Below are 24129 nucleotides of genomic sequence, written 5' to 3'. Positions count from 1 at the left end.
CGGCAAAGCGCCGGTTAACGGCGACAGGCTGAACGCCGCCTGAAATCCAGACCAACCCGCCTCAACGCCCCAGCGTCTTGAACGCCAGCGTCAGCAGGAACGTGTTACCCGCCCTGAAATCACGATCGCCGATATAGTCGCGGCGCCAGCTGACCCCCAGCCTGAAGCATTCATCTTCATATTCGACCCCGGCCCGGTGGCGGGTGGGCTTGAAGCCGTCGCCGCCCGCCAACGGGTTCTCGGTCCTGCTGGTGAGGTCGACGATCGCCGACCCGAACACCGACCAGAATTTCGCGAATACTGCCCGGCCGCCGACGCGCAATTCTTCCCGGTCTTCCAGATCCTCGAGCTCGATCTGCCGATTCAGCCGGATATAGCCGATGCTGGCATAGGTCGTGCGATTGCCGATCGACACGTCGATCTCGTTGCGCCGCACGGTAAAGCTGTTGCGATCGACCCGAAACCGGTGAGTCACCTCGAACAGCCGGCCCAGCTTCAAATTTGTCCGCCCGACAAAATCGCTGACCGTGTCCGAAAGCCCGGTGCCCCGTGGAAACTCGTCGCCGCTGCCGGCCAGCCGCACCGATTGGCCGATTTCGGTGCGCAGCGCAACGCCCTGCCGGTCGAGCGTGTATTCGAGGCCATAGGTCATCCGCGTGCCGCCCTCGACCCGGTCATAGCCCGGAAAGCGGTTGAGATCGAACAGGCTGATATCCTCGAGCTCGATGGCGCGGCTGTCCTCGTTGGGAATGCCCGAATTCAGGTTCGCCGGCGCCGCGACGAACTGCACGCGCGGCGTGAACGTCTGCGTGCCGCCGAACGCCGGCCCGGCAAACGGCCATTCGACATCGACCGCGGCGACCGGCGCGATCCGCCCCTGGATGCCTTCGCGCCCGGCATATTGCGGCAAGGTCGCCCGTTCGGGATCGATGACATTGTAAATGTCGCTCCGCATCATCCCCGTGGCGGTGATACGCTGCCCCCACGTCGTGATCAGGCTGCGATCCCAGCGCCCGAACATCAGCGCCCGCTGCACGCTCTGCCCATCGGTGCGGAACAGGTTCATCGTGTTGGCGCCGAACCGGAACCGCCCGCCCAGCACCGTCTCGGTCGGCCGCCAGTCATAATCGACCAGCGGCAGCACGAACGGGATCTCCCCGGTCAGGTCGGTGATCCGCAGCCCCTGGAAGGCCCAGGCCGAGATCGACAGGAAGCTGGTGGGAGTCTGCCGCTCCAACGCATAGGTCGAGCGCAGCGTATCGTCGAAATCCAGTCCATAGCGGCGGTTGAACGTATCGTCGGTGGTCAGCCGCACCGAAAAGCTCGATCGCCATTCGGGCGTATGCTGCAAGCGGCCCTTCAACGCGAAATAGCCGCGCAGCCGGTTGCCGCGGTCGATCTCGGTCACCCCGTCATCGGCGAAATCGGTCAGCTGCGCATAGGTGAAAAAGGCATCCATCTGCACCGGGCCATCCCGAAGCAGCCGGCGCGCCTGCACCTCCATCGCCGGGTTGGCGCCGGTATAGAAATGCGGCGCCACCGTGATGTCGCGGTCGGGCGCCAGCGCGAAATGATACGGCAGGCTGATGCCCACGCCCAGTTGCCGCTGGAACTCGATGCCCGGCAGCAACAGCCCGCTGACCTGCTTGGCCTCGCCGTCCGGGTGCGAGAATTTGGGCAGATAGAACACCGGCACGCCGAATATCTCGAGGCTGGCATTGCGATAGTAAAGCCGGTGCTTGGCGCGATTATAGCTGATCCGCACGCCCTTGACCTGCCACACCGGCGCGTGCGGGCAGCCCTCGCTGTCGACGACCGCGCACGGGCTGTAAACGGCGCGGTCGAGGGTGATGATATCGTCGCTGCGCTGGCCCTGGTTCGCCGCCAGCCGGCCGCCGTCGTTGAGCACCAACAGGATATTGTCGATCGCCCCGTCACGCAGCGAATCGGTCAGTTCGACCCGATCGCCGAACGCCTGGTTGCCCTGCGGATCGACGCTGACGACATTGCCGGTCGCGACGACGACGCCGGTCTTGCGATTATATTCGATATTCTGGGCGGACAGCTTCCACGCGTCGCGGCTCAGCCGGACATTGCCCGTCGCCGTGACGACCTCCTGCCTGTCGTCGTACTGCATCGCATCGGCTTCGAAATCGATCGCGTCGCCGGCCTCCACGATGGCGCCGCCATCGCGCGGGATCGTGGTGGCAGGCGATTCCTGCCCGGCAGCGGCGGGTGCGGGCGCGGGAGTCGCTGCCTGCGCGAACGCGGCCCCGTCGCTCCCGGCGGCAAGGAGCGTGGCAGTCGTCAGCAGGAGGTAACGCAAGGACAAACGGCGCTTTCGAGAGGCTGTACGCAAGGCCATCGCTTAGCGGTGTCGCCGCGCCCCGTCCACATCCGTTCGATATCGGCAGCGACGCTGCCGCCCCGCATCTTCGGCGCTCGCCAAGACGCCGCGTTGCGCGCCGGCCAAGCCGGGCCTAAACCCCGGGGCAATCAATCTGTCCCCAAGGATCGTTCATGCTGACCATTGGTTTCCCCGGCGCCGCAGATTCAAGCGTGCACGTCCTTGTCGTCCTCGCCGGCCCCGACGGCGTCCTGAGCAGTGCCGCCGCCGCCGCCGACACCGCCAGCGGCGGGCAGCTCGCCCGCGCCATCAAGACCGGCCGCTTCGAAGCCGATGCCGCAGCCGTCGCCGAAATCCTCGCCCCCAACGGCATCGATGCCGCGCGCTTGCTCGTCGTCGGCACCGGCCCCGCCGACAAGGCCGACGCCGCCACCTTCGAGCGGATCGGCGGCGCCATCGCCGCGCGCCTGCTGACTTCGGGCGAAACCCGCGTCACCGTCGACATGGCCGGCGCCGCCGCGTCGATCCCCCTCGCCGCCGCCGCCGCGCATCTCGCCAACGGCGCTGCGCTGCGCAGCTATCGCTTCGACAAATACCGCACGACGATGAAGCCCAAGGCCAAGCCGACGCTGACCCATCTCGACATCATCAATGCCGATGGCGCCGCAGCAAGCCACGCGCCACTCGCCGCCATCGCCGGCGGCATCGAGCGCACCCGCAACCTCGTCAGCGAACCCGCCAACATCATCTACCCCGAAAGCTTCGTCGACAGCGCCGCCGACCTCGCCGCGCTCGGCATCGAGATCACCGTCCTCGGCGAGCCCGAGATGGAAGCCCTCGGCATGGGCGCGCTGCTCGGCGTCTCGCAGGGCTCGGTCCGCCCGGCGCGGCTGATGGCAATGCGCTGGAACGGCACCGGCAACCCCGATGCCAGGCCCGTCGTCTTCGTCGGCAAGGGCGTTACCTTCGATACCGGCGGCATCAGCATCAAGCCCGCCGCCGGCATGGAGGACATGAAATGGGACATGGGCGGGGCAGGGGCGGTCACCGGCGCGATGCACGCCCTCGCCGCCCGCAAGGCCAACGCGCATGTCATCGGCGTCGTCGGCCTTGTCGAAAACATGCCCGACGGCAACGCCCAGCGACCCGGCGACGTCGTCACCAGCATGAACGGCCAGACTATCGAGGTCATCAACACCGACGCCGAGGGCCGGCTGGTGCTGTGCGACGCGATCTGGTGGGCGCAGGAGCAGTATAACCCCGAAGTCGTCGTCGATCTGGCCACGCTGACCGGCGCCATCATCGTCAGCCTGGGGCATGAATATGGCGGCATCTTCGCCAACGATGACGGCCTTGCGACCCAGCTCCAGGCCGCCGGCGACAGTACCGGCGAACGCCTGTGGCGGATGCCGCTCGGCGACGCCTATGACAAGCTTATCGACAGCGCGATCGCCGACATCAAGAACGTCGGCCCGCGCGAAGGCGGCTCGATCACCGCGGCGCAATTCATCAAGCGCTTCGTCAAAGCCGGCGTGAAATGGGCGCATCTCGACATCGCCGGCATGGTCTGGGATTCAAAGGCCGGGCCCCTGCACGACAAGGGCGCCACCGGCTACGGCGTCCGCCTTCTTGACCGCTTCATCGCCGACAATTTCGAAGCGTAAAGTCTTCCTTCCCCCCTCCCTACTTCTAGGGAGGGGTCGGGGGCGGGTTTCTTCCTTTCTGTTTCTCGCCGCCACACACCGGAAAAAATGATCGACATCGGCTTCTACCAGCTCGCCCAGCGCCGCGCCGAAGCGGTGCTGCCACCCCTCGTCACCAAGGCCCTCGCCGCCGGCCATCGCATCCTCGTCCGCACCCCAGACCCCGCCCTTCTCGCCAAACTCGACACCGCCCTCTGGACGCAAGCCCCCGACAGCTTCATCCCCCACGGCATCGACACCGAAGTCGGCCCTGACCGCGCCCCCACCCAACCGGTCCTGCTGACCACGACAGCGACTCCGGCCGCCAACGCCGCCGACTGCCTCGCCCAGATCGGCGACGACCTTCCGGACGACCTAACCGGCCTCGCCCGCATCCTCTTCCTCTTCGACGCCGACGGCCTCGAAACCGCCCGCGCCCGCTGGCGCATCGTCTCCCGCCTCGAAACCGCCCGCCCCGCCTATTGGCGCGAATCCGAAGACGGCCGCTTCGAAAAAGCCGGCTGAAACCCATCTCCCCCTGAGGGGTTCTTGCCTTCCTAACCTGCCCCCGCTAAACGCCGCGCCATCCAGACACCCCCAAAATCAGAAACGGACGTCCCATGGCCGCCACGCGCACCTTCTCGATTCTCAAGCCCGACGCCACCCGCCGCAACCTGACCGGCGCCATCAACGCCATGATCGAGGGCACCGGCCTGCGCATCATCGCCCAAAAGCGCCTCCACCTCACCCGCGCCCAGGCCGAAGGCTTCTACGCCGTCCACCGCGAACGCGGCTTCTTCGGCGAACTCGTCGATTTCATGATTTCCGGCCCCGTCGTCGTCCAGGTCCTCGAAGGCGAAAACGCCGTCCCGACCTATCGCGACATCATGGGCGCCACCAACCCTGCCAACGCCGACGAAGGCACCATCCGCAAGACCCACGCCGAATCGATCGAAGCCAATTCGGTCCACGGTTCGGATTCCGAAGAGAACGCCGCAATCGAGATCAGCTATTTCTTCGCCCAGACCGAAATCACCGGCTAAATCGCAACTCCTACCCCTCTCCCATCTGGGAAGAGGGAGCGGCCTGCCGCTCTTCGCGGTGGGAGGGTGAGGGGCCCCCAGGGTAAAGCCCCTCCTAAAACGGCAGACTAGCCAACCGCTTCGGCGCCGAATCACGCCAAGACCGCGTCAGCCAGTCCTCGACATGCCTCCAATCGATATCGCCGAGATCCAGCCGAATCCCGATCCACCCCGAAGGCCCGAAATACGCCGGCCGGAAATACAGGTCCGGGTCCTGGTCGATGAGCATCGCCTGTTCCTCGACGCCGCTCGCCTTGACCAGCAGCGCGGTAATCCCGTCGCCGTGATGATCGCGCGAGAAATAGGCAAAGAACTTGCCGCCGCGCACGAAGAACCCCGGCGACCCGTGCGAAAGCTTCTCCTCCGCCTCGGGCAACGCCAGCGCCAGCGACCGCACCCGCTCGAGCCACGCCGCCGTGCTGTCCGCCGCCGACACCAGGTCCGCCAGCACGCGCGGATAAAGCTGATGCTCGGCATAGTGTACCCGGTCGGCAAGCGTTTCCGCCGTATCACCCGGCAACACCGCCACGCGAACCTGTCCCAAAATCGGCCCGTCATCCAGCGCCGGCGTCACCAGATGCACCGTGCACCCGGTCACCGTCTCGCCCGCCGCCAGCACCGCCTCATGCACATCGAGGCCCTTGTGTGCCGGCAACAACGACGGATGAATATTTAGGCACCGTCCCGCCCATTTCGCCACGAAGCCATCCGACAAAAGCCGCATATACCCCGCCAGCGCGACGAACTCCGCCCCGCGCCGCTCGAGCTCCGCGTCGATCACGGCATCGAATTCGGCGCGCTTCATCCCCGTATGCGCCCGCGCAAAAACCGGCACGCCCTCCGCCGCCGCCAATACCAACCCAGGCGCATCGGGCACGTTCGACGCCACCAATACGATCTCGTAAGGGCAATCGGGTGCCTGCGAAGCATAAAGCAGCGCCGCCATGTTCGACCCGCGCCCCGAAATCAGCACTCCAACCCTGCGGCGCGAGCCTACCACTGCCCCTCTCCCGCCTGCGGGAGAGGCGAGACGCGCGCCAGCGCGCCGGGTGAGGGTGAGCCCGCGCCTACAGAATAAGCCAAACCCTCACCCATCATGACTAGCCGTCCACGCCGCCTCGGACCCCCACAATCCAGCAGCTCCCGACACATCGCACCCCTTCACGCCCGCCTCGATCCGCCCGATCACCGCCGCAACCTCGCCCGCAGCGCCCAAAGCCGCCACCACCGCATCGGCATCGCCTGCCGCCACCACGACCACCATCCCGGTCCCGCAATTGAACGTCCGTGCCATCTCGCCCGGCGCGATCGCGCCCTCGCTGCGCAACCAGTCGAACAGCGCCGGCAGGGCAGGGGCCTCGACGATCGCGCGCGCCCCCTTGGGTAGCACCCGCGGGATGTTCTCCAGGAACCCGCCGCCGGTGATGTGCGCCATCGCCTTGATCTTGCCCGCCCGCACGATCGGCAGCAGCGACTTCACATAAATCCGTGTCGGCACCAGCAACGCCTCGCCAAGCGTCGTCCCCGGCGCAAAACTCGCCTCGGTCATAAGGTCATGCCCGCGCAAATCGACAATCCGCCGGATCAGCGAAAATCCGTTTGAATGCGCCCCCGACGATGCCACGCCGACCAGCACGTCGCCCGGGGCCACCCCGTCGCCGGTCAATTGCTCGCCGCGCTCGACGGCGCCCACCGAAAACCCCGCCAGGTCGTAATCGCCCGGCGCATACATCCCCGGCATTTCCGCCGTCTCGCCGCCGATCAGCGCACATCCGGCAATCCGGCAGCCTTCGGCAATCCCTGCGACCACTGCTGCCGCCGTTTCCAGGTCCAGCTTGCCACTCGCAAAATAATCGAGGAAAAACAGTGGCTCGGCGCCCTGCACGATCAGGTCGTTGACGCACATCGCCACCAGGTCGATGCCCACCGTGTCGTGCCGGCCGGTCTCGATGGCCAGCTTGACCTTGGTGCCGACACCGTCGTTCGCCGCGACCAGCAACGGGTCCTTGTACCCCGCCGCACGCGGGTCGAAGAACCCCCCGAAACCACCCAGCTCGGCATCGGCACCCGGCCGCGCCGTCGCCCGCGCCAAGGGTGCGATCATCCTGACCAGCGCGTTGCCCGCCGCAATGGAAACGCCGGAGTCGGCATAGGTAAGCGGCTTGTGGTTCGACATGCGCCGTCCTTAACCTGCCCGGCGCGCAAGGCAAAGCTTGGCATTCGCCGCCGCCCAGCTAGAACGGGCGCGTGGTCGCCATTCTCCGTCTCATCCTCGCCGTCCTGCTCATCGCGGCAGTCCCCGCCGCCGCCCAGCAAAGCGGCGGCAGCGGCTATGCCGTCGATGGCATCGACGTCGATGTCGCCGCGCCCACCCCCGAGGCCGCCCGCAGCGCCGCCTTCCGCATCGCCCAGCGCAAGGGATGGACGATGCTCTGGTCGCGCCTCACCGGCGGTCCCGTCAGCGCCGCGCCCAAGCTCAACGACAGCCAGCTTGATTCGATCGTCTCGGGTATCGAAAGCCAGGGCGAACGCTTCTCGATGACCCGCTACATCGCCCGCCTCGGCGTCGTCTTCGATCGCGCCCGCTCGCGGGAATTCCTCGGCGGCACCGGCATCACCCTGCAATCGCCGCCGATGTTGCTGCTGCCGCTCAATTCCGACGGCGGCCTGCGCTCGCTTTACCAATACCGGACGCCGTGGCGCGCCGCCTGGCTGCGTTTTCGCGAAAACGTCACCCCCATCGACTATATCATCGCCTCGGGCTCGCCCGGCGACAATGTCCTGCTTACCGGCTGGCAGGCGCGCCGCCCCGATCGCCCGAGCTGGCGCAACGTCCTCAACCGCTTCGATGCCGTCGACGTGCTGGTGGCCGAATCGCGCCTCACGCGCGTCTGGCCGGGCGGGCCTGTCACCGGCCTGTTCATCGCGCGCCACGGTCCCGACGGCACCGAACTCGGCCGCTTCTCCCTCGCCAGCGCCGACGAGGCCGGGCTCACTGTCATGCTCGACACCGCCGTCCGCCGCATCGACGAGATCTATTCGGCCGCGCTGCAGGATGGCCGGCTGCGCAGCAATCCCGACCTGACCGCCGAAATGGCGCCGATCATCGCTCTCGGGGCAGCCATTGGCACGCCGCTCACCGGCGGTAACGGCGTCGATCTCGATGCGGAAATTTCCAGCCTCGAAGTCGCTATGGCAACGCCCGACGCCGCCACCGCCTCGGCGCTCGAATCGGCGCTGCGCGGCACGCCGGGCGTCGCCGGCGTCACCATCACCAGCCTGTCGCTGGGCGGCACCTCGCGGCTGATCATGAATTATGCCGGCAGCCGCGACCTGCTGCTCTACAGTCTCGATGGTCGCGGCCTCCGTCTCGCTGCCGAAAACGGCGAGACCGTCCTCCGCCGCCGCCGCGAAGGCGAAGCCCCGATCCCGCCGCCAGTCATCGCCGCGCCCGTCGTTGCCGCGCCCGGCGCCGCGCCTACCGCCGCCGACCCCTCGGCACCGCCCGCGACGTCAGGCGTTACACGCCCGGGGGCGCGCACGCTCCCGGCAGCGCCCGCCACCACGCCGCCCGCTGCCGGCCCCACCGATCTTCTGCCAAGGCCGAACGCATGACCGCGAAACCTCCGCAGCCGGCGCTGATCGACCCCGTGGTGGTTCCGCCATCCCCGCCCCCCTTATCCGCACCCGGTTACATCCCGCCCGAGCCCCCGGCGACCGGCCTCAGCCTCGCCGACCGTCTCAGCCTGCCGCGCATCCACTGGGCCTGGCTGCTGCTGATCGCCGGCTTCATCACGCTGTTCTGGGCCTCGCGTTCGGTCATCGGCCCGTTCGTCGCCGGCTTCGTCGTCGCCTATCTGCTCGATCCCCCGGCGCAAAAGCTCGAGCAACGCGGCTGGCCGCGCTGGCTCGCGTCGGTCACCGTCCTCGTCATCTTCTTCGTCGCCATCGTCGGGCTGCTGCTCGCCAGCGCGCCGATCGTGCAAGCTCAAGTTACTCAGCTTATCGTCTCGCTGCCAAAGCTCATCGACGACACGATACCCGTCGCCGAACGCCTGTTGCGCAATACCAACCTTCTCTCGAACAGCCGCGAGATCGTCGCCAACCTCGGCAACCGCGCCATCGAGTGGTTGACCGGTTCGATCGGCACCATCGTCGCCGGCAGCCTGGCGCTGGTCAACCTCATCTCGTTCGTCGTCATCACGCCCATCGTCGCCTTTTACCTGCTGCGAGACTGGCCGATCATCCTGGCGCGCATTGAAAGCTGGTGGCCGCGCCCGCAACTGCCCGCCATCAAGCAACTCACCGCCGAATCCGACATTGCGCTGTCGGGCTTCATTCGTGGGCAATCGCTCGTCTGCATCGCCCTCGCCCTCTTCTACGCCGTCGGCTGGAGCATCCTGGGCCTCAACTACGCCATCATTCTCGGGCTTCTCGCCGGCATCCTCGGCTTCGTGCCCTTCCTCGGCGTCATCTTCGCCGTCGGCCTCAGCCTGCTCGTCGGTCTCGGCCAATGGGGCTTCGACTGGGTCAACCTCGGCATGCTGCTGGTTATCTTCTTCGTCGGCCAGATGCTCGAAAGCTCGATCCTCACCCCGAACCTCATCGGCAACCGCATCGGGCTTCACCCGGTCTGGGTGCTGTTCGCGGTCTTTGCCGGCGGCACCGTCGCCGGCATCGTCGGCGTCTTCTTCGCCGTGCCCGTCGCTGCGGTCCTCGGGGTCATCGTCCGCCACGCGCTCGCCCATTACCGCGCCAGCCACTTCTACGGACCCGATCCCCGTTTATGAACGACGCCGTCGACCAGGCGCCGCTGCCGCTCGCCTATGCGCCGCGGCTCGGCGTCGGCGACTTCGTCCTGTCCGATGCCAACCGCGTCGCCGCCGCCTGGCTCGCCGCCCCTGAAACCTGGCCAACCCCGCGCACCGTCCTCGTCGGCCCCGCCGGCTCGGGCAAATCCCACCTCGCCGGGCTGTTCGCCGGCCGTGTCTTGGACGACGCCGATACCGCCACCGACGCCGAGCCGCTCTTCCACGCCTGGAACGCCGCCACCGCCGCCGCGCCGCTGCTGTTCACCGCCCGCCGCCTGCCCAAATTCTGGGCGCACAGCCTCCCCGATCTCGCCTCCCGCCTTGCCGCCACGCCCCTCGTCCGCCTCGAGGACCCCGACGACGCGCTTGTTGCCGCCGTCCTCGAAAAACGCTTCGCCGACCTGGGCCTCCGCGTCGGCCACGAAGTCATTGTCTACCTCGTCATGCGCATCGAACGCAGCTTCGCCGAAACCGCCGAAGTCGTCGCCGCGCTCGATGCCCTCTCCCTCGCCGAACGCCGCGACATCACCGTCCCCCTCGCGCGCGAGCTCCTCGAAGGCCAGCTCCGCCTCGCCCTCTAGCCTTCACTTCCCCCCTCCCTGCTTCCAGGGAGGGGTCGGGGGAGGGTTTCTTGCTTCACCTGCCCCTTCATCGACCTGCAACACTGCATCCGCTAAGGTGCCGCATGGCCACCGTTCATCGAACCCACGCACCCGCCCCGATCGCCGAGACCGACCGCTACTTCAATCGCGAGATTTCCTGGCTCGCCTTCAACGACCGTGTCCTGGAGGAAGCCAGCAACCGCGCGCATCCCCTCCTCGAGCGTCTGCGTTTCCTGTCGATCTCGGGCAACAACCTCGATGAATTCTACATGGTCCGCGTCGCCGGCCTGCGCGGCCAGGTCAGCGCCGGCATAGAGACCCGCAGTCCCGAGGGCCTGACCCCGGCACAGCAACTCGCCGCCATCGTCCTGCATGCCGACCGCCTGATGGAAATGCAGCAGCGCGTCTGGGGCAACCTCGTCCATGAACTCGCCGCGGTCGATTTCAACGTCATCCCCGCCAGCGCGCTCACCACCGACGAATGCACCTGGCTCGAAAAGCATTTCCTCGGTCAGATCTTCCCGGTCCTCACCCCGCAGGCGATCGACCCCGCCCACCCATTCCCGTTCATCCCCAACAAGGGCTTCTCGCTCATCCTCGAACTGCGCCGCCAGTCCGACGAGGAACTGCTCCGCGCGCTGCTCATGCTGCCGTCGATGCTGCCGCGTTTCATCCGGCTGCCGGGCAAGGACATCCGCTTTATCAGCCTCGAAAACACCATCCGGGCGTTTTTCTCGCAGCTTTTCCCCGGCTACGACCTCATCGGCGACGGCGCCTTCCGCGTCATCCGTGACAGCGATATCGAAGTCGAGGAAGAAGCCGAGGACCTCGTCCGCTTCTACCAGACCGCCCTCAAGCGTCGCCGCCGCGGCGAAGTCATCCGCCTCAAGATCGAGGCCGCCACCCCCGCCGGCCTCTACACCCTGGTCCAGAACGCCCTTCACGTCGGCGAGCACGACACCACCGTCGTCACCGGCGTCCTCGGCGTCGCCGACCTCGCACTGCTCGTCGACGAGGACCGCCCCGACCTTAAGTTCGAGCCGTACAGCCCGCGTTTCCCCGAGCGTATCCGCGAGCACGGCGGCGACTGTTTCGCCGCAATCCGCGCCAAGGACCTCGTCGTCCACCACCCTTACGAGAGCTTCGAAGTCGTCCTGGCGTTCCTCAAGCAGGCCGCCGCCGACCCCGATGTCATCGCCATCAAGCAGACGCTCTACCGCGCCGGCAAGAATTCGCCGATCGTCCGCACCCTCATCGACGCGGCCGAAGCCGGCAAATCGGTCACCGCCGTTGTCGAGCTGAAAGCCCGCTTCGACGAGGAACAGAACCTCTTCTGGGCCTCGGCTCTCGAGCGCGCCGGCGTCCAGGTCGTCTATGGTTTCGTCGAATGGAAAACCCACGCCAAGCTGTCGATGGTCGTGCGCCGCGAAGGCGACAAGATCCGCACCTACGTCCACTTCGGCACCGGTAATTACCACCCGCAGACGGCGCGCATCTACACCGATCTCAGCTTTTTCACCGCCGACCCGATGCTGGCGCGCGACGCGGCGCAGGTGCTCAACTACATCACCGGCTATGTCCAGCCGACCCGGCTCGAAAAGCTCGGCATGGCGCCGCTGACCATGCGCGGCAAGATCTACGACCTCATCGACACCGAGATCGCCAACGCCCGCGCCGGGCTGCCGGCTGAAATCTGGGTCAAGCTCAACAGCCTCGTCGACACCGGCATCATCGACAAGCTGTACGAAGCCAGCGGCGCCGGCGTCCAGATCGAGCTCATCATCCGCGGCATTTGCTGCCTGCGCCCGGGTGTCGCCGGCCTGTCCGAAAACATCCATGTCCGCTCGGTCGTCGGCCGCTTCCTCGAGCACAGCCGCATCTTCGCCTTCGGCAACGGCGCCGAACTCCCGTCACCCGCCGCGAAAATCTATATCAGCAGTGCCGACTGGATGCCGCGCAACCTCGATCGCCGCGTCGAGGTCATGGTTCCCATCGAGAATCCCACCGTCCACGCCCAGGTCCTCGACCAGGTCATGGTCGCCAATCTCAAGGACACCGAGCAAAGTTGGGAACTCCGCGCCGACGGCAGCTACAAACGCCTCAAGGGCCATGTGCCGCCGTTCAACCTCCACCGCTATTTCATGACCAATCCTTCGCTCTCGGGCCGCGGCGCCAGCCTGAAAGCCAGCGGCGGCGTCCCAAGACTCGTCCTGGACGACGACGAAGACTAACCCTTGTCCTCCCCCTGGAGGGGGGAAGCGAGAGACGCGCCTTCGCGGCCCGGGTGGGGGTGTCTCCCTAACAATCAAAAGCCCACACGCCCCCACACGCCCCCCGCACAATCACGCGCAACACCTTCCCACACGCCCCCGCTTCCGGCATAGCCTTCCCCACAGCAACCCCGGGAATCCCAATGGCCAGTGCATATCTGACCGAGCGACCCGCGCTCATCCCAATCGCGGCCCAGCCCGGCCTGATCGGCATCGTCGATATCGGCTCGAATTCGGTCCGCCTTGTGGTTTACCAGGGTCTTACCCGCAGCCCGGCAACGCTGTTCAACGAAAAGGTCATGGCAGGCCTCGGCCGTGGCCTGGCCGCCAACGGCCGCCTGAGCAAGGGCGCCATGGACAGCACCGTCATCGCGCTGTCGCGTTTCGTCGCCCTCGCCGACGCGATGGGCGTCGTGACCCTGCGCGCCGTCGCCACCGCTGCCGTCCGCGAAGCCAGCAATTCCGAAGAATTCATTACCCGCGTCCGCCAGGAAACCGGGCTCGAAATCGAAATCATCGACGGCGAGACGGAAGCTCGCGGTGCCGCCCAGGGCGTCTTTGCCGGCATCCCCGATGCCGATGGCGTCGTTGGCGATCTCGGCGGCGGCAGCCTCGAATTGATCCGCGTCGCTCGCGGCGAAGTCGGGGACCGTATCTCGCTGCCCATCGGCTCGCTGCGCCTCGATGCCGTCCGCAAGCGCGATCGGCGCGCCCTCGCCCCTTTCATCAAGAAGGCGCTCGACAAGGTCGGCTGGGCCAACACCGGCAAGGGGCTGCCCTTCTACATGGTCGGCGGCTCGTGGCGAGCGCTGGCGCAGGTCCATATCTATCAATCCGGCCACCCGCTGCCGATCGTTCATCAATACGAGATGCCGCGCGAGGCCCCGGCCTCGCTGGTCCGCAGCCTGACCCAGATCGATCTCGCCACGCTGCGCGCCGTCCCCAACGTCTCCACCGGCCGGCTGCCATCACTCCCCGGCGCCGCCATGCTGCTCGCTGCCACCGTCAAGAAACTCGGATCGTCGTCGATTATCGCCTCGGGCTATGGCCTGCGCGAAGGGCTGCTCTACGGCCAGCTCAGCGCCCAGGAACAGTCGCTCGATCCACTCATTGAGGCGGCCCGCGCCGAAGGCATGCGACAGGGTCGCTTCCCCGAGCATGGCGACATGCTGTTCGACTGGATGGACGGGCTTTTCGCCGGCACCGGTAACGGCAACGCCACCACGATCGAACCCGCCAGCGATCGGCGCCTGCGCCTCGCCGCCTGCCTGCTCAGCGACATCGCGTGGCGCGCCCACCCCGATTTTCGCGCCGAACGCGGCGTCGATGCCGCCCTCCACGGCAATTGGGTCGCGGTCACCGCCGCCGAACGCGCCGCCCTTGCCAAGGCGCTCCACCATTGCTTCGGCGGCGCCAGCGACGCCCCCGTCCTCGCCATTTTCGACCAGCTCGCGCCCGCCGAACTTCTCACCCGCGCCCGCGCCTGGGGGTTGGCGCTCCGCCTCGGCCAACGCCTGACCGGCGGCACCGCGACCGCACTCGCCGCCAGCCGGCTGACCCGCGAAGGCGGCAACGTCGTCCTCCGCCTCGACGCCCGCCACAGCGCGCTGTTCGGCGATTCGGTCCAACGCCGCCTCAAGCTGCTCGGCAACGCCACCGGCCTCGAACCCAAGGTCGTCACCGCCTGACCTACCCGGCGCGGCCTACATCCGGAACGTGCCGAACTTCGTCTCCGGCACGGCCCGCTGAAGGCTCGCCGCCAGCGACAGCGCCACCACTGCCCGCGTATCCGCCGGGTCGATCACCCCGTCGTCCCACAGCCGTGCCGATGCATGGTAGGGATGGCCCTCCCGGTCATACTGCGCGCGAATCGGCGCCTTGAAGGCCTCCTCGTCGGTTGCATTCCGGAACCCGCCCGACTTGACCGCCGCCAGCACCGACGCCGCCTGCTCGCCGCCCATCACCGAAATCCGCGCGTTGGGCCACATCCACAGGAAGCGCGGCGAATAAGCTCGCCCGCACATGCCGTAATTGCCCGCCCCGAACGATCCGCCCGTCACCACGGTGATCTTGGGCACCGCGGCGCATGCCACCGCGGTCACCAGCTTGGCGCCGTGCTTGGCAATGCCCTCGTTCTCGAAACGCTTGCCGACCATGAACCCCGAGATATTCTGCAGAAACAGCAGGGGTATCCGCCGCTGGCACGCCAGCTCGATGAAATGCGCGCCCTTTTGCGCGCTTTCCGAAAACAGGATGCCGTTGTTGGCGATAATCCCGACCGGCATGCCCTCGACATGGGCAAAGCCCGTCACCAGCGTCTCGCCGAAGCGCGGCTTGAACTCATGCAACTCCGACCCGTCGACAATCCGCGCGATGACCTCGTGTACGTCAACCGGATGCCGCGTATCGAGCGGCGCCAGCCCATGCAAATCGCTGGCATCGAACAACGGCGCGCGGATCGGTTCAGCCGGTACCGTCGCCGGAGCGGGCAGGGTACCGATGATCCGCCGCGCGATCGCCAGTGCATCGGCATCATCGTCGGCCAAATGGTCCGCCACCCCCGAGAGCCGTGTATGGACATCGCCGCCGCCCAGTTCCTCGGCCGACACTTCCTCGCCGGTCGCCGCCTTCACCAGCGGCGGCCCGCCGAGAAAAATCGTGCCCTGATCACGCACGATGATTGATTCGTCGGCCATCGCCGGCACATAGGCGCCCCCGGCCGTGCAGCTCCCCATCACCACGGCGATCTGCGAGATCCCCGCCGCCGACATATTGGCCTGGTTGAAGAATATCCGCCCGAAATGGTCGCGATCGGGAAAAACCTCGTCCTGCCGCGGCAGGTTCGCCCCGCCCGAATCGACCAGGTACACGCACGGCAGGCCGTTCTGCGCCGCAATCTCCTGCGCCCGCAGATGCTTCTTCACCGTCAGCGGATAATAGCTGCCGCCTTTCACCGTCGCATCATTGGCGACGATCACGCACAGCCGGCCCGATACCTGCCCGACGCCGGCGATCATCCCGGCCGCCGGCACGTCGTCGCCGTACACCTCATGCGCCGCCAGCTGCCCGATCTCGAGAAACGCCGTCCCCGGGTCGAGCAACCCTTCGACCCGCTGCCGCGGCAACAGCTTGCCGCGCGCCACGTGACGGTCGCGCGACGCCTGCGGGCCACCCAGCGCAATCGCCGCGATCTTTGCCCGTAAATCGGCGACCAGCACCGCCATGGCCGCACTATTGGCGCGCGCGCCGGGAGGGAGAGGTTGGCCGATATGGTTCATGGCGACGGGTATAGGCGCGCCGCCGACGACGCTCAACACTATGTGAACTCTCTCCCCCGCACGCCCGGGGCGACTCGCCGTCCGCCGGATTACCGCAGCGCGTGCACGACGCTCCGCAGCCGCGCCGCTTCCGCCGCCCGCGCCGGCCCCGGACACGCCCAGGCGCGGCCATCGGTTTCAACGAGCCGCACCTGCGGCGGCAGCGTCTTCATCGCCGGATTGGCGCGCCAGCTCTGGTTGCCGCCGACCAATCCCGGCTGCTGCCGCACGATTAGCAGCACCCGCGGCGGGTCGCGCTGCAGCCGCCCGAAATCGACCATCCCCGGCATTATCGGCTGCTGCTGCAACCCGGCATGACGCAACCACTGCGCCGCCAGCCCCTCGGGCGCGATCGTCTTGCCGCCGCCATCGACCATCAATGTCGCCAACGGCCGCGCCGAGGGCACGCCGAGGTCACCATCCATGCGCGCGATCAACCGCGCCCCCGCCTCGGGCCGCCCCAGCGCCAGCGCCAGCGCCACCTTGCGCACCGTGTCGCGCACTTCCGCCAGGCTGCGCGGCTGCGGCACCGCGGCGGCCGCGATGCCCAGCTCGCGCGCGGTATTCGCGGCATTGCCGTCGCCGCCGTCGATCAGCAACAGGTCCGGCCCCATCCCGGTCACGTCGGCGACCCGGCCATCATTGGTCTTCAACCCCGCCGCGCGCGCCGACAGCAATGACTGCCGCGGATCGGCCCCCGCCCGACTGACCGAAATCAGCTGCCCGGGCGCGGCCAGCAACAGCGCCAGCTCGTCTGTACAGGCATCGAGACTGGCAATCCGCCGCGGCCGCTCCGGACGCACCGCACTGGTATCCATGGCGATGCGCACCGACGCCGGCTGCGCCACCCGCGCCACAAGGCTACCCGATGCCGCCACCGAAGCGACGAGCAAGCCCAAGCCGAATCCCGCCCAGAAAACGTGCATCCCCGTTCCGTTTGCCCCAAATGCCCATGCGCAACATCGCACGCGCCGCCCTCGGGCGCCAGCATACCCCTCCCGATGCCCCATCCCCGTGCCGCCGGATGTTGCATTACCCGCCGCACCGGGCTATGCGCCCCGCTCTTGCAGGCTGGTCGGAACCAGCCCTACTTTTGGAAAGCGAACGCCATGAAGCCCGGCATCCACCCTGATTACCACGCCATCACCGTCAAGATGACTGATGGCACCGAATATCAGACCCGCTCGACCTACGGCAAGGAAGGCGCCACGCTTTCGCTCGACATCGATCCCACTTCGCACCCGGCATGGGTCGGCGGCGCCGGCAAGATGCTCGATGCCGGCGGCCAGGTCGCCCGCTTCAACAAGCGCTTCTCGGGCTTCGGTCTGAAAAAAGCAGGCGAATGAGCTGACCCCTTTCCCTCCGGGGAGAGGGCGAATTGCGAAGCGGCGGGGAGAGGGGCCAAACCGCCACCTCCCCGCCAGCTAGCTACCCAGCCAGCAACCGCGCCGCCGCATAATCGGCCTTGCCGTTCGGCGCCCGCGGCACCTTCGCCACCACGATCACCCGCTTCGGCGTCTTGTACCCTGCCAGGTGCACCCGGCAATGCGCCCGCAGCGCCTCGATATCGACCGCGGCATGTGCCTCGACCACCGCCGTCACCGCCTGGCCCCATTTCTCGTCGGCAACCCCGAACACCAGTGCATCGTCGATCGCCGGATGCGTCTTCAGCGTCTCCTCGACTTCCTCGGGAAACACCTTTTCCCCCGCCGTATTGATGCACTGGCTGCCCCGCCCCAAAAGCGTAAAGCTGCCATCCTCCTCGATGATCGCGAAATCCCCCGGCAACGAATAGCGCACCCCGCCGACCGTCACGAACGTCTTCGCCGACTTCTCCTCGTCGCGCCAGTAACCCAGCGGGATCAGCCCCGCCCGCGCCACGCGCCCCATCACACCCGGCGCCACCGGCTTCATGTCATCGCCCAATATCAATGTGTTACCGTCGCTGACGAACTTGGTCGCCGCCCCGGCATTGTCGCTGTTCTGCATCGACGTGCCCAGCCCCAGCCCTTCCGACGACCCCAGCGCATCGACGATCATCATCGCCGGCGCATGCCTCAGCAGCCCCGCCTTGGTCTCGGGCGACCACATCGTCCCGCTCGAGATCATCACCCCCAGCGACGCGATGCTGCCATGCCCCGCATCGAGCGCGCGCAGCAACGGCCGCGCAAACGCATCGCCGACGATCACCGCATAATCGCAGGCCTGCGCCGCACAGATCGCCAGCGCCTGCTCGGGCTCGAAATTGTCGCCCGGCACCGTCACCACCGTGCCGCCGCGCACCAGCGTGCTGATCGCGATGATCATCCCGGTGCCGTGCATCAGCGGCGGCAACACCAGGCTGCGGTTGCGCCCGATGCCCTGCCGGATATTGTCCAGATGCTCGTCCAGCGTCTGCGGCGGCGTCCCGAGCGGGTTGGCCCCCGCCGCCATGATCCCCCACAGCGCGCCCTGTTCCCACATCACGCCCTTGGGCATGCCGGTCGTCCCGCCGGTATAGATGAACAGCATGTCCTCGTAGCGATAGTCCTGCGGCGTTAGTTTCTCGCTCGAGGCCGCAACGGTATCGAAATCCTGAGCAAATCCAGCCGTTTCGCCGCCGACCTGGAGAAACAGCTTCACCCCCAGCCGGTCGCGGATCGAATCGATCAACCCGGCAAACTCGGCGTCATAGACCAGCACCGAAGCGCCCGAATTCTCGAGAATGTAGAACAGCTCCTCGCCGGTATAGCGGTAGTTGACGTTGACATGGACCAGCCGCGCCTTGAACCCCGAAATCGTCGTCTCGCAATACGCCGGCGAATTCCGCATCAGATGCGCGATCCGGTCGCCCGGCACCGCGCCCGCGGCATGGTACGCCGCCGCCAGCGCATCGGTACGCTGGTCGAACTCACCCCAGGTGGTTACGACATCTCCGTGGATCGTGGCCGGCTGCGCGGGGTCCACCGCCGCCGCGATCGCAGCAAAAATCCGTCCGAAACTCAGGCCACTGGTCATCTGGTCACTCTCCAAGCCTCGAGCCTAGGGACCTGCCGGCACCGCAACCAGCCCGCGCATTGATTAGCCCAGCACCGCCGGATCCAGGAGCCGATGCAGATGCACCACGACATATTTCATCGTCGCATCATCGACAGTCCGCTGCGCATTCGCCCGCCACGCCGCTTCGGCCGAGGCATAATCCGGAAACACCCCGATCACGTCGAGTTTATCGGGTTCGCTGAAATCCAGAGTCTGCGGATCACTGACCCGCCCGCCGAAAACGAGATGAAGCTTGCTCATCCGCCTACCTACCGACCAAAGGCCGAAAATTCCACCCTCTTTCCTCCCCCTCGAGGGGGGAGGCGACTCGCCCCTTGGCGAGCGGGTGGGGGTGTCTCCCCCAACCGGAAAAACCCCGCCCTAAGAATATTCCCCAACCAACCGCTTCATCATATCCCCGAACCACGTCTCGAACTCCGCCCCATCCCACGCCCGGTGGTTCCCAGCCTTGTAAGCCGCCCCATTCAACCGATAAAATTCCGCATTGATCCGGTTCGGCAGCCGATTATCGCGTGTCGCGATCACCTTGGCCGGGCTGCCGACGACGATCGAATTCGGCGGCACCACCATGCCATCCTTCACATAGGCATGCTGCCCAACGATCGACCCGGCGCCGATCACCGCCCCATTATAGACAGTCGCGTTGATCCCGATCAGGCAATGGTCGCCGATGGTACAGCCATGCAGCGTCGCATGGTGGGTAACGCTGGTATACGCCCCCACGATCACCGGCTTGCCGGGATCGGTATGGATCATCACGAAGTCCTGGATATTGGCCGCCTCGCCGATCTCCACAAACGACGTCTCGCACCGTACCACGGCGTTGCACCACACCGACGCGCCTTCGCCCATACTGACCCGCCCGTACAATTGGGCGCTGGGATGGACAAAGGCGCTATCGGCAATCTGGATCATGCCGAAACTTATGCGGCCTTCAGCGCCGACTTGCTATTGGCAGTTTTGAGGAACGTCACCAGCGCGTCAAAGCCGTTCTTCTGGATATAGGCGTTAAAATCGGCCTCCTGCGTCAACGACAGGTTGATGCCCTGCACGGTCAAATTGTTGACCTTGTTCTTGCCGGTTGGGAGCTTCTTCACCGTCCAGATCGCGTCGACCGGCTGCGAACCGGGGCGCGTCACCCGCGTGTAAACATCGGTCATCCCCGGCCCGCGGCCGACGGTACGCAGCGTCTTCACGCTGGCATCCGAATAATCATACAGCCGGTCCGAATAGGCGTTGAGCACGAATTCCGGCAGCGCCGCCTGATACGCCGAATATTGAGCCGGGGTAATCGTCGCGCGGTGGCGCTTGATCAGCCGGTTGCCGATATCCTGCAGGGCGACATTCTGCTGCAACATCGAGCGGAACTTGGCGCGGCCCTCGGCCTTCGAACTGGATTTGTCGCGCAGCACCGCAAATGCATCGTTGGCCAGCGATTCGACGAACTGCCGCGCTGCGGGGTCGCCGGCATTGGCGGGCGCCGCTGCAACCTGTGCAGCAGCCGGAACCGCAACCACCAGCGGTGCGGCAGCCAGCATCGAAACCGCCAAAAGAGTCTGGAAACGCATTGCCGAAATTCTCCTGAACACACCCGGCGCTCCGGGCCCAATCAATAAACAGCCCGGCACAATGGCCGGGCCGTTCAACCTCGAATTAGCCGCGGGCGCCTGAACCCGCGGTTAAATCCTTAACCAGCCAGTTCATCCTGCGTGCTGCCGACAGCACCGCGCGCCTTGCGCCCGGCATCCTCGGCGGTCGTCTTCACGACATCGACCGCGTGGGTGAAATCATCCGCTGCGCGCCGGGCCGCCGTTTTCGCTGCCTGGCTCAACCTGGCGCCGGTCTGGCCCAGCGCCCGGCGTTCGGCCTCGGACACCGGAAACAATGCCCCGAGCGCCGCGCCGGCCGCCAGCCCGATCAGGATCGACACCAGTGGATTGGAGTCGATTGCGCCTTCGGCCTTGCCCGCCAGTTGCTGCCGGCCGCCGTTCAGCGCGCCCAGCGCTCCCGACAGCGACTTGCGCGGCCTTGGATAATTGCCGACCACGGCATCCGCGTCATCGCCGTAAAGGTCGTGCGACGGGCCTTCGACAAACCCGAAACCATCATCGTAGTCGGTATAGGTGCCGCCGTCGTCGCCCATGTCGATCGTTGCATTGGCCAGCTTGCGCCGCGCCAGCAAGGCCAGCCCGATCGCTGCCACTGCGGCGCCGATCGCCACCGGATGTTCGCGAGCCCCCTGGCGGGCCTGCCCCATCAGCTTGTTGCTGCCGCCCGACACGTTCGACACGACCTCGTCCAAGATCCGCCGCGGGTCGAAGCGGCCCTGGATCTCGTCGATCGTCGACGCAATGCGCACGCGCGCCTCGTCGGCCTCGTTTGCATAATATTCCACCGGATTGGGTGTCATCTCAGTCTCCCTTGAACGTTTCGGCGCTGCGCTTCAGATTGGCAACGGCGCGCGCCGGCGCAAAATCGATACTCTTCAGACGGGCAATACCGACAGCGATCAGGACGCCGCCGATAACCGCCGATACACCGGCAACGATGAACGCCGCGGCAACAACGCCGACACTTTGCGCCAGCCAGGCCACAACTCCCGCCAACAGACAGAACAGCGCCACCGATATCAGCATCGCGCCTACCGCCATCGCAGCCAGCGATCCCGATGCCGATATCGCACTGGCGCGCATCTCGCTGCGCGCCAGCCGAAACTCGCTGCGCACCAGATACACCATCTCGTCGACCAGCCGGCGCACCAGCGCGCCGATAGATTCCTGGCCGTGCGCGGGCGCCGGCCGCTCCATCAATCCGGTATCGTCGTCTTTGCTCATAGCTCGGCCGATTTCACCAGCCGCGCGGCGAGGAAGCCGGCGACCATTGCGATACCGACGGCAACCGCCGGCTGGCGGCGGATCAGGTCGCGGCCGTCGTCGAGCAATTCGTCGACCGGCTTGTCGCGCAGCGTGTCCTGCAACTCGCCGACCAGATTGGCCGCCTGCCAGGCATAACCGCCGAACAGGCCGTTGCCCCGGCTCTCGACCTTCTCGGCCATCTCGCGGGACATCGCCGCGAGGCCGTCGATACTCTCTACCAGCGCCAGCTTGCCGCTTTCGGCAAGATCGAGCAGCTTGGACTGGGCGACGCCGGCAATGCCCTGCCGGCGGAACGACGACGCACCCGGGCGCTTGCCCGATGACGACGCATCCGGCCGATTACCCGGGGACCCGTAGCCGGCGCTCTGCCCGATCCGCGGCGAAACCGTGCCGGCGTCGTCGCCATCGTCATACATCGCATCGTCGTACTGCGAGCTCTCGGTCATCATCGCCTCTCCTGTGTTGCCTTGCCATCGCACAACGTCTTTGGGTGCCGCCTGTTCCACTGCCGCGCCCACCGGTCGCCGTGCCGCACCGAAGTTTTCGCCATTGCCGTCGAACGGCCCTCCTGCTCCACTCGAGGTCCCCATACGAAGTCATTGCCGCGATGCAACTTGGCAGATAGATGGCCCCGGCACGGCGTTAGCGCAATAATCATTGCGCGGACGTTCTCGCACCAAGGCCAAGGCTGCCGCCGATCGCATCCCGATCGTGGACGTCATCAGGAAAGGTTACCCCCGCCATGACCGCGATCATCGACATCCACGCCCGCGAGATCCTCGATTCGCGCGGCAACCCGACTGTCGAAGTCGATGTCGTGCTCGAGGACGGCGCGATGGGCCGCGCCGCCGTGCCGTCGGGGGCCTCCACCGGCGCCCATGAGGCCGTCGAGCTCCGGGACGGCGACAGCGCGCGCTACATGGGCAAGGGTGTCCGCAAGGCCGTCGCCGCCGTCAATGGCGAGATCTTCGATGCGCTGTCGGGCATGGAAGCCGAGGAACAGGGCGAGATCGACGCAGCGATGATCGAGCTCGACGGCACGCCCAACAAGGCCCGCCTCGGCGCCAACGCCATCCTGGGTGTCAGCCTTGCCGCCGCAAAAGCCGCCGCGGAATCGCGCGGGCTGCCGCTCCACCGCTATGTCGGCGGCGTCTCGGCAAACCTGCTGCCGGTGCCGATGATGAACATCATCAACGGCGGCGCCCATGCCGACAATCCGATCGACTTCCAGGAATTCATGGTCATGCCGGTCGGCGCGGATACGCTGTCCGAAGCCGTCCGCTGGGGCGCCGAGATCTTCCACACGCTCAAGGCCGAGCTCAAGGCCGGCGGCCACAGCACCGCGGTCGGCGACGAAGGCGGCTTCGCACCCAATTTGAACGGCACCCGCGCCGCCATGGATTTCGTCATGGCCGCCATTGCCAAGGCAGGCTTCAAGGCCGGCGAGGACGTCTTCATCGCGCTCGACCCCGCCGCGACCGAATTCTTCCACGATGGCCATTATATCCTCGCCAGCGAGGGACTGAAGCTCACCCCCGAGGCGATGGCCGACTATTACGTCGCGCTGGCCCGCGACTATCCGATCCTCAGCATCGAGGACGGCATGGCCGAGGATGATTTCATTGGCTGGAAGGCGCTGACCGACAAGCTCGGCAAAACGCATCAGTTGGTGGGCGACGATCTGTTCGTCACCAACCCGCTGCGGCTGGGGCAGGGCATCAAGGACGGCCTCGCCAACGCACTGCTGGTCAAGGTCAACCAGATCGGCACGCTGACCGAAACCCTCGCCGCCGTCGACATGGCCCACCGCGCCGGCTATCGCAGCGTCATGTCGCATCGCTCGGGCGAAACCGAGGATTCGACCATTGCCGACCTCGCCGTCGCCTGCGGCACCGGCCAGATCAAGACCGGCAGCCTTGCCCGCTCCGACCGGCTCGCCAAGTACAACCAGCTCATCCGCATCGAGGAAGAACTCGGCGCCTCCGCCCGCTATGCCGGCCGCAGCGTGCTGCGCTAGGCCTGTCCTCCCCTCAGGGGAGGACACTCGCCCCTCGCCGAAGGGGCGAAAAATACTGATCATTCGAATTAAATATGCAATTACTG

At 66.6% G+C, this 24129-nt stretch carries 22 protein-coding genes; 10 read left to right on the top strand and 12 right to left on the bottom strand.

What is annotated here, in order from left to right; genetic code table 11:
- Nucleotides 1-61 precede the first annotated feature (61 nt).
- Nucleotides 62-2326: an LPS-assembly protein LptD gene (locus IEW98_RS05645; protein ID WP_188761958.1), complete on the bottom strand. Its 2265-nt coding sequence runs from the start codon at nt 2324-2326 to the stop codon at nt 62-64.
- A gap of 194 nt (nt 2327-2520) precedes the next feature.
- Between IEW98_RS05645 and IEW98_RS05640 the strand changes: the two genes are divergently transcribed.
- The 3 genes from IEW98_RS05640 to ndk all read left to right on the top strand — a co-directional run bounded on the left by IEW98_RS05640 (nt 2521) and on the right by ndk (nt 5072).
- Nucleotides 2521-4011 (top strand): leucyl aminopeptidase, encoded by a 1491-nt coding sequence (locus IEW98_RS05640; RefSeq protein ID WP_188761957.1) that lies wholly within the window; start codon nt 2521-2523, stop codon nt 4009-4011.
- Between the two features lie 87 nt (nt 4012-4098).
- Nucleotides 4099-4554, top strand: coding sequence for a DNA polymerase III subunit chi (locus IEW98_RS05635; protein WP_188761956.1), 456 nt, complete (start codon nt 4099-4101; stop codon nt 4552-4554).
- Nucleotides 4555-4649: 95 nt separating this feature from the next.
- Nucleotides 4650-5072: a nucleoside-diphosphate kinase gene (gene ndk / locus IEW98_RS05630; protein ID WP_188761955.1), complete on the top strand. Its 423-nt coding sequence runs from the start codon at nt 4650-4652 to the stop codon at nt 5070-5072.
- Between the two features lie 94 nt (nt 5073-5166).
- Here ndk and purN read toward each other — a convergent pair whose 3' ends face one another.
- Together purN and purM are read right to left on the bottom strand one after the other, a co-directional pair.
- A complete protein-coding gene (gene purN, locus IEW98_RS05625) occupies nt 5167-6111 on the bottom strand; it encodes a phosphoribosylglycinamide formyltransferase (protein ID WP_279380347.1) in 945 nt (314 codons plus the stop codon).
- An 87-nt stretch (nt 6112-6198) separates the two neighbouring features.
- The gene (gene purM, locus IEW98_RS05620; protein WP_188761954.1) at nt 6199-7287 is read right to left on the bottom strand and encodes a phosphoribosylformylglycinamidine cyclo-ligase; all 1089 of its coding nucleotides are present in this window, start codon (nt 7285-7287) and stop codon (nt 6199-6201) included.
- 71 nt (nt 7288-7358) lie between these two features.
- Between purM and IEW98_RS05615 the strand changes: the two genes are divergently transcribed.
- From IEW98_RS05615 to IEW98_RS05595, 5 genes are all read left to right on the top strand, one after another.
- Nucleotides 7359-8726 (top strand): heavy-metal-associated domain-containing protein, encoded by a 1368-nt coding sequence (locus IEW98_RS05615; protein WP_188761953.1) that lies wholly within the window; start codon nt 7359-7361, stop codon nt 8724-8726.
- Nucleotides 8723-9901, top strand: a complete 1179-nt coding sequence (locus tag IEW98_RS05610; RefSeq protein WP_188761952.1) for an AI-2E family transporter — start codon at nt 8723-8725, stop codon at nt 9899-9901. The genes IEW98_RS05615 and IEW98_RS05610 overlap by 4 nt, the downstream gene beginning before the upstream one ends.
- Nucleotides 9898-10503: an HdaA/DnaA family protein gene (locus tag IEW98_RS05605; RefSeq protein ID WP_188761951.1), complete on the top strand. Its 606-nt coding sequence runs from the start codon at nt 9898-9900 to the stop codon at nt 10501-10503. The genes IEW98_RS05610 and IEW98_RS05605 overlap by 4 nt, the downstream gene beginning before the upstream one ends.
- Before the next feature lie 104 nt (nt 10504-10607).
- A complete protein-coding gene (locus tag IEW98_RS05600) occupies nt 10608-12755 on the top strand; it encodes an RNA degradosome polyphosphate kinase (RefSeq protein WP_188761950.1) in 2148 nt (715 codons plus the stop codon).
- Between the two features lie 182 nt (nt 12756-12937).
- Nucleotides 12938-14482, top strand: a complete 1545-nt coding sequence (locus IEW98_RS05595; RefSeq protein WP_188761949.1) for a Ppx/GppA family phosphatase — start codon at nt 12938-12940, stop codon at nt 14480-14482.
- Between the two features lie 15 nt (nt 14483-14497).
- Here IEW98_RS05595 and IEW98_RS05590 read toward each other — a convergent pair whose 3' ends face one another.
- Entirely contained in the window at nt 14498-16072 is a 1575-nt protein-coding gene (locus IEW98_RS05590) for a carboxyl transferase domain-containing protein (RefSeq protein WP_188761948.1), read from the bottom strand.
- Nucleotides 16073-16161: 89 nt separating this feature from the next.
- Entirely contained in the window at nt 16162-17037 is an 876-nt protein-coding gene (locus IEW98_RS05585; RefSeq protein ID WP_188761947.1) for a substrate-binding domain-containing protein, read from the bottom strand.
- Between the two features lie 183 nt (nt 17038-17220).
- Here IEW98_RS05585 and rpmE point away from each other — a divergent pair, with 183 nt between their 5' ends.
- Nucleotides 17221-17457, top strand: a complete 237-nt coding sequence (gene rpmE, locus IEW98_RS05580) for a 50S ribosomal protein L31 (protein ID WP_188761946.1) — start codon at nt 17221-17223, stop codon at nt 17455-17457.
- An 82-nt stretch (nt 17458-17539) separates the two neighbouring features.
- Here the strand turns inward: rpmE and IEW98_RS05575 are convergent, their stop codons facing one another.
- From IEW98_RS05575 to IEW98_RS05545, 7 genes are all read right to left on the bottom strand, one after another.
- A complete protein-coding gene (locus tag IEW98_RS05575; RefSeq protein WP_188761945.1) occupies nt 17540-19108 on the bottom strand; it encodes an AMP-binding protein in 1569 nt (522 codons plus the stop codon).
- A gap of 63 nt (nt 19109-19171) precedes the next feature.
- Entirely contained in the window at nt 19172-19390 is a 219-nt protein-coding gene (locus tag IEW98_RS05570; protein WP_188761944.1) for a DUF4170 domain-containing protein, read from the bottom strand.
- Between the two features lie 120 nt (nt 19391-19510).
- Nucleotides 19511-20065, bottom strand: a complete 555-nt coding sequence (locus IEW98_RS05565) for a gamma carbonic anhydrase family protein (RefSeq protein ID WP_188761943.1) — start codon at nt 20063-20065, stop codon at nt 19511-19513.
- A gap of 8 nt (nt 20066-20073) precedes the next feature.
- Complete coding sequence (locus tag IEW98_RS05560) at nt 20074-20718, bottom strand: MlaC/ttg2D family ABC transporter substrate-binding protein (protein ID WP_188761942.1); 645 nt, start codon at nt 20716-20718, stop codon at nt 20074-20076.
- A 119-nt stretch (nt 20719-20837) separates the two neighbouring features.
- Entirely contained in the window at nt 20838-21560 is a 723-nt protein-coding gene (locus IEW98_RS05555; protein WP_188761941.1) for a DUF3618 domain-containing protein, read from the bottom strand.
- Between the two features lies 1 nt (nt 21561).
- Entirely contained in the window at nt 21562-21984 is a 423-nt protein-coding gene (locus tag IEW98_RS05550; protein ID WP_188761940.1) for a phage holin family protein, read from the bottom strand.
- Nucleotides 21981-22475 carry a hypothetical protein gene (locus IEW98_RS05545; RefSeq protein WP_188761939.1) on the bottom strand — a complete coding sequence of 165 codons (495 nt, stop codon included), beginning with the start codon at nt 22473-22475 and terminating at the stop codon, nt 21981-21983. The genes IEW98_RS05550 and IEW98_RS05545 overlap by 4 nt, the downstream gene beginning before the upstream one ends.
- Nucleotides 22476-22768: 293 nt before the next feature.
- Between IEW98_RS05545 and eno the strand changes: the two genes are divergently transcribed.
- Nucleotides 22769-24043 carry a phosphopyruvate hydratase gene (eno, locus tag IEW98_RS05540; protein ID WP_188761938.1) on the top strand — a complete coding sequence of 425 codons (1275 nt, stop codon included), beginning with the start codon at nt 22769-22771 and terminating at the stop codon, nt 24041-24043.
- Nucleotides 24044-24129: the final 86 nt, after the last annotated feature.

Source organism: Sandarakinorhabdus glacialis (genome assembly GCF_014643455.1).
Lineage (GTDB): Bacteria > Pseudomonadota > Alphaproteobacteria > Sphingomonadales > Sphingomonadaceae > Sandarakinorhabdus > Sandarakinorhabdus glacialis.
Note: the sequence above shows the minus strand (reverse complement) of the source record. Positions and strands in the feature narration are given on the sequence as shown.